General features: G+C 27.1%; 9 protein-coding genes. All 9 read right to left on the reverse strand.

Annotated elements, in window-relative coordinates; translation table 11 throughout:
• Positions 1-275: 275 nt before the first annotated feature.
• The gene (locus tag KGF52_RS03075) at positions 276-1,328 is read right to left on the reverse strand and encodes a cell wall-binding repeat-containing protein (protein WP_227839102.1); all 1,053 of its coding nucleotides are present in this window, start codon (positions 1,326-1,328) and stop codon (positions 276-278) included.
• A gap of 210 nt (positions 1,329-1,538) precedes the next feature.
• Positions 1,539-2,765, reverse strand: a complete 1,227-nt coding sequence (gene pepT, locus KGF52_RS03080) for a peptidase T (protein WP_227839103.1) — start codon at positions 2,763-2,765, stop codon at positions 1,539-1,541.
• Positions 2,766-2,853: 88 nt separating this feature from the next.
• Positions 2,854-3,906, reverse strand: a complete 1,053-nt coding sequence (ytvI, locus tag KGF52_RS03085; RefSeq protein WP_227839104.1) for a sporulation integral membrane protein YtvI — start codon at positions 3,904-3,906, stop codon at positions 2,854-2,856.
• Between the two features lie 150 nt (positions 3,907-4,056).
• Positions 4,057-5,310 (reverse strand): hemolysin family protein, encoded by a 1,254-nt coding sequence (locus KGF52_RS03090; protein ID WP_227839105.1) that lies wholly within the window; start codon positions 5,308-5,310, stop codon positions 4,057-4,059.
• A gap of 132 nt (positions 5,311-5,442) precedes the next feature.
• The gene (locus tag KGF52_RS03095; protein ID WP_227839106.1) at positions 5,443-8,970 is read right to left on the reverse strand and encodes an AAA family ATPase; all 3,528 of its coding nucleotides are present in this window, start codon (positions 8,968-8,970) and stop codon (positions 5,443-5,445) included.
• The gene (locus KGF52_RS03100; RefSeq protein WP_227839107.1) at positions 8,957-10,168 is read right to left on the reverse strand and encodes an exonuclease SbcCD subunit D; all 1,212 of its coding nucleotides are present in this window, start codon (positions 10,166-10,168) and stop codon (positions 8,957-8,959) included. The genes KGF52_RS03095 and KGF52_RS03100 overlap by 14 nt, the downstream gene beginning before the upstream one ends.
• A gap of 45 nt (positions 10,169-10,213) precedes the next feature.
• Complete coding sequence (gene addA / locus KGF52_RS03105; protein WP_227839108.1) at positions 10,214-14,041, reverse strand: helicase-exonuclease AddAB subunit AddA; 3,828 nt, start codon at positions 14,039-14,041, stop codon at positions 10,214-10,216.
• A complete protein-coding gene (gene addB / locus KGF52_RS03110; RefSeq protein WP_227839109.1) occupies positions 14,041-17,508 on the reverse strand; it encodes a helicase-exonuclease AddAB subunit AddB in 3,468 nt (1,155 codons plus the stop codon). Before addB ends, addA begins: the two co-directional genes overlap by 1 nt.
• On the reverse strand, positions 17,498-18,328 hold the full coding sequence (locus KGF52_RS03115; protein WP_227827002.1) for a PD-(D/E)XK nuclease family protein: 831 nt from the start codon (positions 18,326-18,328) through the stop codon (positions 17,498-17,500). Before KGF52_RS03115 ends, addB begins: the two co-directional genes overlap by 11 nt.
• Positions 18,329-18,346 lie beyond the last annotated feature (18 nt).

Raw genomic sequence — 18,346 nt, forward strand, 5'->3', positions numbered from 1 at the left:
ACTTAAAACATATATAGTAAATTTAATTGAAAAGAAAAATATATTATAGATAGACACTTCACATTGAGGTGTCTTTTCTATATCATTAGAAAACTGTATAACCTACTGTATTGTAAAGTATCTATTAGCACAAAAACAAGTAAACTAAGCTATTTGCAACTTAATTAGAATTTCAAATACATCAATTCAAACTTCTAATTAAACATAACTTAGTTTACTTATCTTTATTATATAATATTACTAATTATTGAACATAATATTACTAATTGATAAAACTACTGTAATCCTAATGCTTCTGTGTAAGGATTACTATTTTTTCCTCCACCAACTTGTACAAATTTATCTGCTTTTACTTTCTTTATAAAACTTTGTTGTCCATTACTTAGACTTCCACTTGCAAGAATGACAGGTGACTTTGTTTTTGCCGCCAATACTCCAGCAGCAAGCCCATCAACTAAATCAGCTTCTCTACCACTTCCATCCTTTGCAAAATACATATTACTAACCTTACTTAATTTTCCATAAAATTTTTCTAAAACTTTAGCATTTGTATCTTTTCTATCTGTTCCAGCTAGTCTTTCTGAATTTACTAGTTGTCCCTCAAGTTTTTTGCTTATATTATATTCTCCACCTATTATGTATGTCTCATTTGAATTTTGTGTTATAAAACTTTTAGCCTCACTTCTTATACTATCTTTACTTGCATATATTATAGCCATATTATCACTTGCAGCTGGACTTGATATAGAAGTTGCATCTGCTAGACCATTATATCCATTAACTACTGCTATTTTTGAAACGCCTAAATCTCCTGTATCATCCAATTGTTTAGTAAGAAGCAAAGAAGTTTCTTCTCTGTCTGCTCCTCCAATTCTACTTACTAAAATACCTGTATCTTCAAGATATTTTTTTACACTTGATGAGATTGCTCCTTCACTTCCAATTAAAATAATTTCTTCAGGATTAAGTCTTGTTATCTCATCTTCTACATTTTCTGGTACATTATTTTTATTAGTAAGTAGTATTGGAGCATCCAATTTACTTGCTAAAGGAGTTGAAGCTAGTGCATCTGGTAATGAATTTGAATTTACTAGAAAAACCCTTTCTGAACCATTATTCCATCCACTTTGAGATATTTTTATAGCTGTATCAAATCTATCTTCCCCAATTAACTTTTCTCCCTTTGGAGATTTTCTATTTTGAATATAGCTATTCATATTTTCCTGCGAATTTTGATTCTTGCTAGTTGTATCTGCATATACACAGCTATGCATTACAAGCCCTAATACAAGTGCAAATACCATTATTTTTTTAGATTTAATTTTCAATATAATTCCCCCTTATTTAAAATATTAATACTTATTGTTACTCTGCAATACTTATTTATACCCCAAAGTGAATATAATTACCTTTTATCAAAATAATTATAAAAATAGCTACATCATCTTAAATACAAAACAAGCTTACAATCAGTTTGTTTTATAAAGAATGATATAGCTATTATAACTTTAAACTCTTAATTTTTGAATACTTTTTAACTAAACTCTTTCAGCATATTTTTCAGCTATTCTTATAACTAATTTAGTAGCTTTCTCCATAGAACTAACTGGAATACATTCATTTTTACCATGGAAGTTTAATCCTCCAGTAAATATATTTGGACAAGGTAATCCTTCAAATGATAGTCTTGCACCATCAGTACCACCTCTTACAGGAACTAAACGTGGCTTTATACCTACCTCTTCCATTGCCTCTTTGGCTATATCAACGATGAACATAACTGGCTCAATCTTTTCTTTCATATTATAATAAGAATCTTTTAAGTCTAATTCCACTCTATTATCATATTTCTTATTTATTTTCTCTATATTTTCTATCATTATAGATTTTCTTTGTTCAAATTTTTCTCTACAATGGTCTCTAATAATATAAGCCATGCTTACAGTTTCAACATTTCCATTTATAGTATTTAGATGCCAAAAACCTTCATAACCTTCTGTTGTTTCTGGTCTTTCATCTGCTGGGAACATTTCTGAGATTTCAGATGCTATATGTATAGCATTGACCATTTTATTCTTAGCTGAACCTGGATGAACGTTTCTACCATGTATAGTAATAGTTGCATTTGCTGCATTAAAGTTTTCACATTCAAGTTCTCCAACTACTCCTCCATCTAAAGTATATGCATATTTTGCTCCAAATTTTTCAACATCAAATAGATTTGCACCTCTTCCAATTTCCTCATCAGGTGTAAATCCTATTTTTATATCTCCATGCTTAATTTCGGGGTGATTGATTAAATATTCTATTGCAGTTACTATCTCAGCTATTCCAGCTTTATCATCAGAACCAAGTAAAGTTGTTCCATCAGTAACTATTAAATCATCTCCTTTAAATTCTACTAATTCTGGAGAATCTTTTACATATGTAACAACATTTAATTCTTCATTTAAAACTATATCTTTTCCATCATAATTTTTTATTATTCTTGGTTTAATATCTTTTCCACTTATATCTTCAATTGTATCCAAGTGTGATATAAATCCTATAGTATCTACACCTTCAACATTTCCTTTTAAAGTAGCCATTACATAACTGTTTTCATCTAAACTTACTTCATCAATGCCAATTGATTTTAACTCTTCAACTATATACTCAGCTAAAACTCTTTGACCTTCTGAAGATGGACAATTTTCACATTGAGAATTCGATGTTGTATCAAATGATACATATTTTAAAAATCTTTCTACTACTTTTTGTTTCATGCATATACCTTCTTTCTTACAATATTAATGGAATTTTTATTTATTAGTGAATAAAATTTTACTACAAAAATATCTTAATTATTTATAGCTAAAAGATATCCACCTTCTTAAGTATATCATGCATACATACCAAACCCAAACAAAAAATTACTCCTATTATTCCCTTTACCTGAATTCCAATAAAAATTGCAGCCAATGTTGCTAATGGACTTAACCCAACATTTACTGATACTAATTTTGGTTCAAGTATTTCTCTTATTAGAGATAAAACAAAAAATATTATAGTCATGCTTACAGCTATAAAATAATTTTTTATAAGAAAATAGTACACGATTATTGGAAGATATATTGTTATTATTCCTAAAAATGGAATTAAGTCCATTAAAGCTCCTACAAAAGCTACTATCAGACCATATTTTAATCTAAATATAGCGAAACTTCCCCATATCGCAAAAAAAGTTATAGCCATAAGTATTGTATAAGCTCTTATATATCCTACAAGAGAAAGACCTGCTTCCTTCTTTACATTCTTTACCTTTTTTCTGACATCAACAGTAAACATATTATAGAAATTATTTTCAATTTTATCTAAATCTTTTGCTATAAAATATGTAGCAATAAACAAAGTAATTATAAATATTATAATATATGGAATAGAAGTAGCCAGTCCAAGTATACTTGTAAGGAGATTTTTTGTAATATGCATTACTTCATTACTAAACTTACTTACTAATTGTTCTATATCAAAATTAGCTATTTCTTGAAATGATTTCATATAGGTATTTACTTTATTTAAAAAATACATAATTGTATTGCTTATATCTTCAGGGTTGGTAGATATATTATTTAGAAATCCCATTAATTCTTTCACTGAATTTATTACGATTATTGTAGTAACTGTACTTACTACTGCTACTGCAAGAAAACTCAAAACTAATGTAGACACACCCTTATTAATGTTAAACTTATTTTCTAATTTTTGTGATATAGGATTAATCATAAGAGCTATTATTCCACCTAAAAAAAATGGAGCTATGTATGGAAATGCTTTATAAATAAAAATAAACAACAATGTGTATATACAAAAAAAGATAGTGTTATTTTTTAATTTGTATAAAAAATCATTTTCTAATATGTTCATCTTAAAAATCTCCTTCCTTCTAATTTATATTTCTATTTTGTCCATTTCATACTAGTTTTATTTGAATATAAAATAAAAATAAGTGCATTAAATATAGAATTTAAATTCTACATTCAATGCACTTATAATAAATTTAAGAACATTATTACATTATGTATATATTCTTATTTTTTTGATTCTATTTTTTTCTATACTTTCTATACAAAATCTTATATTATCAACTTCAATTACTTCATTTTCTTCTGGCAATCTGCTTAAGTGTCCAATTATAAACCCACCTATAGAATCAAATTCTTCAGATTCTAAGTTTACACCTATAAGTTCATTAACATCACCAATTTTAGTACTTCCATCTACAATATACTCATCTTCTTTTATAACTTGTATTTCATCATCTTCTTCATCATATTCATCTTCTATATCACCAACAATTACTTCTACTAAATCTTCTATAGTCAAAAGCCCAGATGTCCCACCATACTCATCTACAACTATAGCCATTTGACTTTTTTCAAGTTTCATCTCTTCAAGAAGCTGTGTTATCTTTTTAAACTCATATGTGAAAAATGGTTCTCTCATATAATTTTTAATATCAAATGACTCTATTTGCTCATCTGATAAAAATATAATATCTTTTATATTAAGTATTCCTACAATATCATCTATAGTTTCTTCATATACAGGCATTCTACTTAGTTTTTCTTCTTTAAATACTTGTATGATTTCATCGTAACTATCTTCCATATCTATAGCTACCATATCTATTCTCTGTATCATTGCGTTTTTGGCTTGCATATCTCCAAATTCAAATACATTATTTATGATTTCTCTTTCTTCCATTTCAAGGACGCCTTCTTCATGGCTTACATTTACCATAGTTTTTAATTCTTCTTCAGTTATAAATGACTTGGCTCCTTTATGTGTTATACCAAACAATTTAAATATAACGTTCGTAATTATATTAAATACCCATACTACTGGTCTTAATACAAATATAATTACTCTTATAGGCTTAGATACCAAAAGCGAAACCTTTTCTGAGTTACTTGCTGCTATTGTCTTTGGAGTAATTTCACCAAATATTAACACTAGTACTGTCATAACAGCTGTAGCAAGTGCTACTCCTTTTTCTCCCATCAACCCTATAAACAGTGACGTTGATATGGATGTTGCTGCTATATTTACAACGTTATTTCCAACTAATATAGAACTTAAAAGTTTATTTGGGCTTTCTATTAATGAACTTACTAACTTAGCTCCTTTGACTCCTTCATCTTGCATATATCTAATTCTGATTTTACTTAAAGACATTAAAGCTGTCTCTGATGCTGAGAAAAATGCAGACCCCATAAGTAATACTACTAAAATTATAATCTGGACCAAACTATTGGGCGATTCCAACACTTACCACACTCCTACTTACTTGTTTTTTTATATTGATATTAATTATAAATAAATTTAATATTAGTTTTAATTATATCACAATTATATATTTTTTGGAAATGTTAGATAATATATTCAATTAACATATTGTTTCTAACTGTATTCAATTTTTACTTTTGAACCTACTCCAGCTTCACTAGATGAAACCAATAACTTAACAGGAACTCTATTTTTAAGTTCTTCGACATGACTTATTATACCCACACTTAGATTATTACTATGCAATCTTTCCAATGATTCTATAACAATCTCCAAAAGTTCACTATCCAATGAACCAAATCCTTCATCTAAGAAGAAGAATTCCAGCGGTGCACTTCCTTTTAATTGTATTTGAGATGAAAGAGCAAGTGCTAATGATAGTGAAGTTAAAAATGTCTCTCCTCCAGATAGAGTATCAATACTTCTTCTTTCTCCACCATTAAAATTATCTCTCATTACAAAATTGAGTGTTGAGTCAATTTCAAGTGCATATCTTCCTTTAGTTATTCCTTCTAATCTTTTTGATGCTTCTAAAGCTATATACTTTAGCTGATTTGTAGAGACGTATTCTACAAATTTATTTCCTTGTATACATTTATCTAATTCTTCTAACAAATCTACTTTATGTTCAACTAATCTAAGTTCCTTATTAAAATCATTTATCTTATCTAAAGAATCTTTTAATGTTAACAACTTATTTTGATTAGCTCCAATATCTTTGGATATATTTCCTATTTCTACTTTCATATTATAAATATTATCTTTTAATTGTTCAAAGTATTCTTTTTTAATAATTCTTCCATTTAACTTTTCTTTTGATGATTTTATTTTAAACGATAATAACTTTTGTTCTTCTTCATATTCCAATATTTCTTCAATCAATTTTTTTACTTCTTCACCTTCTAATAAAGCTCTTTTTACTGCATATATACTTTCAAACTTATTTTCTGATAGCAGTTTATTTAATATTATTTTTTGCTCTTTATATTGTTCTTTAGCAGTTTTAAGTCTTCCATCTATATTGTGCTTCTCAGCAAGATTTTTTTCATATTCTAACCTCTGTTCTTCTAGCTTTACTTTACTAGACTCCTCTTGTTCTAGTATCTTGCATATACGTTCTTCAACATTATGTAAAAGATTTTTAGCTAAATCACCTTTTGTTATATTAATTACTTCTTTATATTTACTTTCTCTATGCACTTTTTTTTCTACATATAACTCTCTAGCTTTTATTAACTCTAGCTCTATTTCATGTAATTTACTTTCTTGTTCTCTTATTTTAATATCTAATAAATCTCTGTTTTTTAATAAGTTTGAATATCCAGTATTTAATAATTCTAATTTTTTTTCATTTTCTCTTAATTCTTCTACTTTTGATGATAGATTTGAAACTTTAGTGATTGTTTTTAATCCTAAATACTCTTGTTTTAATTTCTTACATTTATGTTCCAGACTTTCAATTTCGATATTTAAATCTTTTATTAATTTCTTATAGTTATTCAAACTTTCGTTTATCTTTAATTCTTCTTTTTCAATTCTATTTTTTTCTTCTTTTGCCAATATTATTTTATTTTCGGTGCTTTCTTTCTCTTTTTCCCACTCTTGAATATTAGACTTAAGTACAGCTAATTTTCTTTGTTCGTCATCAAGTCTTTTAAATAATTGGCTAGATGGAATTTCCCCAAGTTTTCCTTTTACATCTTCCAATTCTTTAGTTTTCATTTTTTCTACAGACACATAACCACTTACTTTAGCATTTAATTCTTCAATATTATGTCTTATGCTTACTTTTTCTTTTTCCAATTTATCTAATTTATCTTTAACAAAAACTATATTTTCATCATAATTAGTTATATTATGATTTTCATGGTGCTTTGAGCCACAAACTGGGCATGGCACATTTTCTTTTAATTCACGTCTAAGCTCAGAAGCCAAATTCAAGTATTTTAGTTCTTCTAACTCTTTTTCAAGGTCTTCTCTATTTTTTCTATTGTTCTCAAGCTTTTCATTTACTAGATTTAACTCTCTCTCAATATTAAATTTATTTTCTAAAACTACTTTTAATTCATCTTGTATATTATTTTTCTTAATTTCATTTTCTTTGGTATTATTTGCCTTATTCCTTAATTCAGTTACATATTCAGATTTTAAAAGCAAATCTTCACTTTTGCCAGGACATTTTTTAAGAAGAACATCTAAATGAAGAGACAAACTTTCTAGGTTACGGTTGATGTCATTTTTGTCTCTATCAATATATCTGACCTTTAAATTTATATCTTCTGTATCCTTAGATATTTCTTCTAGTTTATTTATTTTTTGAGTTTTCTCTTCTAATACTTTATTATAATCTTTCTCATATTCATATGCTAAAAATATTTTTTGTTTTAATTCTGCACTTATATTTACTTTATCTATTTTCCCTTCAATTTCTTTTACAGACTTAATAACTGCTTCTTTTCTAGATTCAGAATCTTTTTTTAGTTTTTCTAACTCCATTTTGTTCTTACTTAAATCAAGACCGTTTTCTTTTAATTCTTTTAATTCCTTATCTAGTAAAACTAATTCTTCTTCTAATTTTATTGCTTGTTGTAACTTTATTTTTTCCTCACTTAACTTAGGAACTTCTTCATTTTTAATTTTACTTATTTTTTCATATCTATGTTTTGTAATTTCAAGTTCTTGATTTAAAATTACTAATTTTTTATCTAATCTATCTACTGTAAAACTATCTTCTTCTATTCTTTTTTCTAAATTTTGAACTGTTCCTATGTATGGGTCCACTTTTCTTGCATTATTATCATTTTCTACAAGATTAGTCTTTTCCTTTATCTCATTGCTTTTTAGGTTGAGTTCATTTTTTCTAAGCTCATTTTTCTCTAGTTTCAATTGTTCCTCATATATTACTTTACTCTCTTCATAAGATTTTTGAGCTAAATCCAAAGTTTTATTTTTCTCTTTTTCTAGTTTTTTTAACTCTATTAGTTCTTGATTGATATCATTATACACTTCTTCTGTAATTCCATCGTATTGACTTAATTTTGATTTCAAGTCTTTTAACTTTTGCAAATGTAAAATTTTTCTCTTTTTTACCTTATCTCCAAGACTTCTTCCATACTTTTCAAGATTGAAAATTCTCTCTAACATATCTCTTCTATCTGCACGTGATAATCTCAAAAACTCATTAAATTTATCTTGTGGCAAAACTACTGACCTCGTAAAATCGTTTGATGTTAGTCCTACAACTTGAGCCACCTTTTCATTTACTTCAACAACTTTATCAGCCAAAACATTTTTTGTATTATCATTTAACACCTCTACTAATCTAGCACCAGAAGTCTTTGTTCCTGTTTTACTTCTTACAATAGTTCTATCTACAATGTATCTTCTTCTTGTATTTTTGCTTCCTATCTCAAATTCATACGATATAATTGCTTTATCACATACACTGTTTATATATTCTTTTGTATTTCTAGATATATTTCCATACATAGCAATAGTTATAGCATCTAAAATTGTAGATTTCCCACTTCCAGTAGTCCCAAATATTCCAAACAAACCTCTTTCAATTAGTTTTTCAAAATCTATAACTTGTTTATCAATATAACTATTAAGTCCAGTCAGTTCTAATCTAATTGGTCTCATCTGTTGATTCACCTTCTTCACTTATTATATCTAGAAATAAATCCATAAGTTCTCCTTTTGGTTCTACACCTCTACTAAAGGAATAAAATTCTTTGAATAATTCTGCCATAGACTTTTCTTTTATATCTACACTTTCTTGTTCATAACAAGATGTTATTATTGGTTTTATCTCTATTATGTCTTTTAATAATTCTTTCATTTTTTTAATTTCACCCTGAGATATTATCTCATCAGTATTTATTTCAAAGTATGACCAGATATCTCTATCTTGATTTTGCTCACATATATCTAAAGCTTCATCTATACCATTACATTTAAATACTTCTATTGGTTTGTAATTGTTAAAATAAACTTCCTCAATATTTGGTTTTTCTCCTGCTTTTATATCCACTATATACGCACCTTTAGTATATGCTCTTTCGTCTTTGCTATATTGAAGTGGAGAGCCAGAATAATATGCATTTAATCGTTCAGAAGCTTTTTGTTGTTTGTGCAAATGTCCTAGTGCAGTATATTGAGCTTTTTCTGGTAAGTCTTTTTTTTCAACCAAAAAGCTTCCTCCTAGTTGTATAGGTCTTTCTGATTCAGTACTCTCTCCACCTATTACAAATATATGTGATACTGCTATATTTATAGTATCACTTCTAAAATTTTCTCCTAAACTTCTAAATATGTCTCCTACTTTTTCAGAGTAAGTCTTTTGCTTTTCCAAATCATCTTCACTTGAAAAAACCTCATTTAATCTTTTTTCACTTGGATAAGGCAATGTAGCAATTACAACACTTTCTCCATTTATATTTAATGTTGTACATCCTTGTATAGCCTCTGTTATCTCAAATTTTTCATACTTAGCTTTTTCTGTAGAACTTGATGGATAACCAAATATAAGTATACCCTGTTCATGTGCTAAAGGTGTTATTGCAGAAAGTCTCTCTGGATTGTCATGATTCCCAGAAATTATTATTACACATCTTTGTCCATTATTAGCAAGTCTTGAAACTGTTTTATAAAACAGTTTTTCAGCTTGTGCTGGTGGATTAGAATTATCATATATATCCCCAGCAATTATTACCATATCAACTTCACTTGATTCTACTATTTTTATGAAGTCTTCACAAAATTTTGCCTGCTCTTCAATTCTAGAATGACCTTCTAGGGATTTCCCTAGATGCCAATCTGATGTATGAATGAATCTCATTTTTCCCCTCCCCTTTATCTTTATGTCTAATTTATATCAAAATAATTAATAACAAACAGCCTCATCAACTCCAAATAAATATATACATTTTTCTTTTACTGATTTTCCAGTTAAAGTTTCAATAACATCTGCATATAAGTCTAATTGTTTTTTATATTTCTCTATTATCTGATTTATATTTTCCTCATTTACAAAATCTGTTTTATAATCTACTAAAACTATCTGATTATCTTCTTCAAAATAAGCATCAACTATACCTCTTAACATGACACTTTCTTTGTCATAAATTTTCTTATCATCATTTTTTATCAATTCTTCATAAATATATATATCTTTCATATTTACTTGTGCATAAATTGCTTTTTCTCTATTTATAAGTTCAGCATTTAACATCCTTTTTCCTATGTTAGATGTAAAAAATTTATATATTTTATAAGGATTTACTATACTAGCTTGCTTTTCTGTTATTATACCCTTTGAAATAAAACTTTTTATTTGCATCTTTATATCATTTATGTTGTTTACCTTCTTTAAATCTAAAACTTCCATAACTAAGTGAATTATTGTACCTCTTTCTGCTCCATTTATTTTTTCTTTTTCTTCATCATTTTGAATAAATAGAGGTTTTTTTAAGGTTATTTTTTGTTCAAATATAGTATTTATCAACTCTTCTTCATAATTATTTTGTATCTTTTTTATTTCTGTAACCGATATACTAGCAGGTTTTTTTGTACTAAATTCATATGGGTATATATAGTTTAACTTTTCTTCTATTTCAGTATAATAATCGCTATCAGGCTCATCTACATCTATTTTTTCAAGAATTTCTTCAATACTTTCTTTTTCTTCATCATTTTTCTTTTGTATTAAAATATCATCCTTATTCCATAACTTTCCATACCATTTTGAATTATGTTCAACATTAAATGGTACATCTAATCCCATATCTTCCAATAAATTAGATAAATCTTTATGTTTTAATACACAAGGCATTATCCAATCTAAGAAATTCTTACTTTTTAGTATTTCATATTGTGATATTGTATCTAAATTTTCAATTCCACTACACCATTTTTTCATGCTATCTTGTACATTTCTAGTAGAGCCTGTTATAATCAGTTTCTCTTTTGCTCTTGTAAATGCAACATATAAGACTCTCATCTCTTCTGATAAATTTTCTATATTTATTTTACTTTTTAGTGCTTCTTTAGCTATACTTGGAAAAGAAATTCGTCTCTCATAGTCCACAAACTGAGGTCCATATCCTAAGTTATGATGATATAAAATACTCTTTTTAAAATCTTGAGTATTGAAATTTTTTCCCATAGCAGAACATATAACTATTGGAAATTCTAGACCTTTACTCTTATGGATACTCATTATTCTAACAACATTTGCATTTTCTCCAAGTGTTTTTGCACCCCCCATATCAGAGCTAGATTTTTTTAATTTTTCTATAAAGTTTACAAAGTTGAATATTCCCTTAAAGCTAGTCTCTTCAAATTGTTTTGCTCTCTCAAAAAGTACTTTCAAGTTAGCTTGTCTTTGACTTCCACCTGGTAATGCTCCAACATAAGCATAATATCCAGTTTTTGTATATAAATACCATATAAATTCATCTGTACTCATGTACATTGATTTCTCTTTAAATTCCTTTAGTTTAATCAGAAAGTCTTTACTTTTATTTATACATTCTTCACTTGGTACAAAATCCGACTTACTTTCATTCTGTGAATCTGTAAATTCATCATACTCTGATGTACTCTCTAAAACTTCATAAAAAGTTTTATCTTTATTTTGAATTCTAATGTCAATTAAATCCTCTGGTGTAAATCCAAATATAGGTGACTTTAACACAGCTATAAGAGGTATATCTTGCATTGGATTATCTATTATCTGAAGTAATGATAGTATTGTTTTTATTTCAATTGTATCAAAATATCCCACTCCAACATCAGCATAAGTAGGTATATCCATATTCATCAACTCATCTGCAAACACAGGTGCCCATGCAGATGTAGCTCTTAAAAGAATCACTATATCCTTAAATTCCACAGGTCTATAGGCATCAATTCCTTTATCATAAACTTTTTGAATCTTTCCATCTTCATTGGCTTTCATTAAATCCTTAATAATCTTTCCAACCATTCTAGCTTCAAGTTGTATGTTGTCTAGTTCTTCATCTTCTTCTACTTCATTTTCTTCATTATTAGCATTATTATCTTTATTGTTTATAATATCATTACTAGGTTTAGTATTTTTTTGTATAAGGTGTATTTCTGTTGCTCCACCAACAATAGAGTTCTCCTCTAAATCTGATTTAAAATCTGCACCCAAATTAAGTCTTTCTTTTTCTGTATATTCAATCTCCCCTATATTCTCATTCATTATATTTTCAAATATATAATTTACAGAGTCTACAACTTCTTCCCTACTTCTAAAGTTTTTATAAAGCATTATCTTTCTGTGAGAACTTCCTTTTTCATCTTTATAGTTATTGTACTTTTGTAAAAACAACTCTGGTTTTGCTTGTCTAAATCTATATATACTTTGCTTTACATCGCCAACCATAAATCTATTTGGAGTCTCTATGTTTGCCACAGTTTTAAGAAGTACTTCTTGTACAAGATTGCTATCTTGATATTCATCTATAAATATTTCATAGAAATTATCTCTATACCCCATAGCTATATCAGAAGGTATGATATTTCCGTTCTCATCTATATTCGTAAGTATATTTAAGGCAAAATGCTCTATATCATTAAAATCTATTATTCCTTTTTCATTTTTCTTATTGCTGTATTCTTCTTCAAATCTCAGAACAATATTAGAGATTGGTTTAACTATATTATAAAGATATTTAATTTCATCTTTAATAGATTCATTATCTTTATTAAACGTAGAATTTATTATACTTTCTAAAGATTTTTTAATTTTGTCTCTTATTGCTTTTGCTTTTTCTTTTGACTCTTTTATATATGAAGGAGCATCTTTTGGTATCCTTTTTATACCTTTGACATAGTTTTCAAAAGACATACTTGACATCTTCTTATATGCCTCATTCCATGATTTATTACATGCTTCTGAAATATCGACCATTCTCTTATATTCAATCGACAGCTTCTCTGTAAAAGTTTCTAGTTCATCTATTGACTTAACTTCTTTTAAGGCCTTTTCCATATTTGAGCAAATTCCATCAATTTCTATTTTTACAGTATCTAATATAGCTCTAGCCCAAATAGATTCTGAAAAATCAAAATCCTCATCAATGTTAAATCTCTCTGCTGAATCAATAAGCCATTTTTTAGGCTCAGGAGAAGCCATTGCAAATGAATATATTCCTAGAATAATATCCTGAACTTCTTTGTCCCCTCCTCTTTCTGCATAACTTTCAACTAAATTTAAGAAACCCTCATCTCTTTCTTCATATAATTTTTCAAATACTTCTTCGATTGCCTCTTGTTTCAAAATAGCACATTCAGTTTGGTCTCCTATTCTAAAATTAGGGTCTAAGTTTATTCTATGAAAGTTCGATTTTATAACATCTAAACAAAATGAGTGTATTGTTGTAATACTTGATTTATTTAATAAAACAAGTTGATTTTGTAAATGCTTATTTTCTGGATTTTCATCTAATGCTTTTCCTATAGCATCACCTATTCTCTCTCTCATTTCTGATGCAGCTGCATTAGTAAATGTAACTACTAATAATTTATCTATATCAATTGGATTTTCTCTACTTGTTATCATTTGAATTATACGTTCAACCAGTACTGCTGTTTTTCCCGACCCCGCAGCAGCTGCAACAAGTAAATTACAGTCTCTACTTTCTATAACTTCTGTTTGCTCTTTTGTCCATTTAGGAGAACTCATCAATCAACATCTCCTTCCATCATTTTTATTATCTCTTCATTGCTCTTATTATTTAAAATTTTATATTTATTATCTTTCATAGTTGAATCAAATTGACATATAGCTGAATAATCACAAAAATCACATGATGTTCCCTCTTTATGTTTATATGGAGATATCTTTATTTCACCACTTAACATTTCTTCACATAAATCCTTTATCGCATGTTTTACATATTTTCTAAGTAACCTAAAATCTTCATAACTTACTGTAGATGTACTTTTACCTACATTTCCATCCTTTGTAAGACCTACTGGTATTACTAAGGAATTTTTTCTTTCTCCATCTATTAATGATTTATCCATCTCTTTTATTATATGAGAATCCTTTACCACAAGCCCCTTCATTCTAAGTTCTTTTAGTATAGCTTCTTGAATTTCAGTATCATCTTTATCTTCATTAAACTTTGCTATTGGATTATTTATTCTACAATATAATATTGCTGCTGGATTTAAATTTATATCTTCTTCTTTTACACTTTCAAGTATTGCATCAAGATACACAAGTAATTGTAATTGTAGACCATAGTATATCTCTGTTAAATTTATAGTTTTATTACCTGATTTATAATCTACTATTCTTATATATTTGTTTTCACCTTCTTCAAATTCATCTACTCTATCTATTTGACCAATTAAATTTACTTCTTCTCCATTATTCAAAACTATTTTTATAGGAGGGTATTTACCATCTTTACCAAATTTAACTTCATAATCTACAGGTTCAAATGAACCTTGTTTTATCTGTTGGCTAATTATATTTATAGCTGTTGTAAGCATATTCTTTAATCTATATGCAAGATATTTATATCTTTCAGAACTATTTAATATATACCCTGGTATCTTTGAGATTATTTCATCAACTATAATACCTACCTTTAGTTCTATATATTCCTCATCAATATCTTTCCACAATAAATTATCTTGTGATAGCTCTTTTGAAAATCTATCTAAAATATTATGAACAAAGGTTCCTAAATCTGGTGGTGTAAATGAATATTCTTTACGCTTCCTAGCTTTAAGACCGTATTGTATAAAATAAGCAAATGGACACTCTGCATATTTTTCAAGCCTAGACACACTAAGAGAATTACTTTTATATAATGACCTTATTTTTTTCTCTTCAATTCTATGAACTTGATTAGTATAACTAAGACCTTTTATAACTTTTTTTGTTATAGAACTATACAGTTCATCCTTTAGATAGTATCTATATATATCTAACCAGATACTATTAATTTCTTCTTTGCTGTACTCATCATTATCGTAGTTTTTTATTACACTTATAAGCTCATTAAATGTAGGTGATTTTACAGTTATTTTTTTAAGTATATCTTCATTAGTTCTTTTATCTTCTTCTATTAAATAACTTTTATTTTCTATATTTGGGAATATCTTCTTTAATCTTGATATAATTATTGAAGGTCTAAGTGTCTTACCTTCATGGTCAGATATAGGATATGTTATAATTAAATTTTCAGATGTTGAAGTAAGAGCTTTATATACTAAAAATTGTTCTTCAAAACTTTTAGTTTTACTATCTATATCAACTTCAATACCTTTATTTCCAAGACTTTCCCTATCATTATCACTTAATATTCCACTATCTTTTGTAATTAAAGGAAATACACCATCAGTAGTTCCTATTAAGTATAAGTATTTTGTATTTGGATTTTTCATTCTATCCACACTACTTACAAGTACTTGGTCTATACTAGGAGGAACTAGCCCTAACTCATACTCATCAAATCCAAGAGTTATTAATTTTATAAATTTTTCTAAGGATATTATTTCTTCACCCATAAGTTCCACCATTTGGTCTAAAACATCCACTACTATATCCCAAACTTGTGAATACTGATTAGCAACGTCAAGTTCTCCTTTATCCTTAAAATTTACTATTAAACTCTCTATCGTTTCTGGCATACTTATATCTAGTAAAAACTCATATATATACTTACAAATTTCTTTTACTCTATTTTTTCCTTTTAGTTTTTCTTGTAAATTTATTATTGGCTCTAATACTCTATTTTTTATCTCATTTATTTTATCTTTTAATTCTAACTCGAACTCACTTTCTTCATTAGAAAGACTTTGTGTTATTCTATAATCCCATTTTTCATCAAACCATTTCTTACCTTTAATTCCATTGGCTAGTACATAATTTTCCAGCAAATTTATATCATCATTATCAATGCCTATAAGACCACTCTTTAAATACCTAAACATAGTTTCATATCCATATCGTCTGTTTTTCATTTCTAAAGCTGAAATAATTAATATGACTATTGGATTACTTTTTGCCTCTCTCTTTTTATCTATAAAGTTAGGTATATTATACTCATTAAATATAGAATGTACCAAAAAATCATATCTATTTAAGTCTCTTGTAGCAAGAGTTATATCTCTATACCTAACATTCTTGTCTCTAACCAAATGTACAATTTCTTTAGCTATTTCTTCTACCTCTGAATATAGATTATTAAATTCTTTTATTTTTATATTTTTAGTTGGATTTATATATGTTTTATATGGATAAGCATTATAAAATTTTTCTAAATGTTGTAACTCTTGAATTTCTTCAAACCTTTTTATAACGCCTGTATTCAAATTTACTTGTGGTAATATTTTTATTCCTTCTTCATTACATAATTGAGTTAATTTTGAATAAGTAAACTTAGTTCTAGAAAATACATCTGTTTTACTATATCCAATATAATTAACATTATCTACAGTCAAAGATATGCTAACATCTTTAGCTTTATTTAATATACTTTTTATAACATTGTATTGATTTGGTGTAAAACCTGTAAACTCATCTATATAAACATAAGCTCCTTCTAAATAGTTACTCAATTCTATTTTGCCTGATAATGAAGTCAACATATCTTGAGCATCTATATAATTTTCATGTAATTTTCCTTCAAAAGAATTATATATCTTACTTATGTCTTTTAATTTTAAACTTAATGTCTCATTTTCTAATTCTCCAGATATGTTTTCTAACATTTCAGGGCTTATATTGTACTGTTTCATTTCTGATATCATATCTGTAATTGAACTTACAAAACCAGATTGTGACTTTGATTTTGAAAATACATTTAACTCTTCACTTACATCTTCTATCGCTCGATACACCATCATTGCTTTTCCACTAGAATTTATATTTACATCTGTTAATCCTCCTGTTTGAGAAAAAACTATGTTGCTCAGTGTTTTAAAACTAAGTACTCTAACTCTTAAATACTTGTCCTTTTCTCCTCCTAAAAATAGCTTGCTTACTCTATTTTCAGCTTCAAATGTATACTGTTCTGGAACTAAAAGTATAACAGATGTCATTTCATTTTTTTGAGATTCTTTTTTAATTTCATCTAATATATATGTAGATTTTCCACTTCCACATCTACCTAATATAAACCTAAGTCCCATAAATTTCCGCCTCCAAAATACTATAATCTATTTCTTTGCCATTGCATAATTTATTAAATTCACAATACTTACAATGACTTTTATTTCTATAGCACATACGTTCTTCTTTATTATATACCTTTTCTATATCATTGTATAGATTGTGTTCGTATGTATGTTCTTCATAATTAGTACTTTTTATCATGTTTATATAGCTTTGAATTTTATTTCTATTTGTCTCATGTTTTTCTTCATTATATGAGATATTAATTGGCAAATCATCAAATTCAGGTTGGTAATATTTCATACTTATATCTTTAACATTTACTTCTATTTTTAAAACTTTCGGAATAACTTCTTTTGCCAAAAACATATAAACTATTGTTTGAATCCTACTTTCTACATTTTTATGGTTAATCTTTTTAGATTCAGTTTTCCAGTCCCATACCTCTATATTTCCTTTTCCAATTACAATTAAATCATACTTTGCTTGTAATATGTCCCCATTTAAATTCATCCTTACTTCATATTCTGGTAAATATATTTTTTCTTTTTCGATGGGAACAATTTTTTTTATATTCTCAATCCATTTTAAAAATCTTTTACTATTTTTGTCATCTTCATTAAAATAGATTCCAAGTGGTATATTACTAAAGTATCTTTCACAAATTAAATGAAAGTCTCTTCCAGTTTTTAAACTATCATAATACTCTCTACTACCTATATCATCATTTTTCCAATTTATTTTATCAATATACTTATACTTAAATTTTAGTGGGCATGACTTATATGTGTTAATTGAATTTTGACTATAAGAAAAATATTTTAATTTATCATTCAATCATATCACTTCTTTCTT

It is taken from the genome of Clostridioides sp. ZZV15-6597 (assembly GCF_020657815.1).
Taxonomy (GTDB): domain Bacteria; phylum Bacillota; class Clostridia; order Peptostreptococcales; family Peptostreptococcaceae; genus Clostridioides.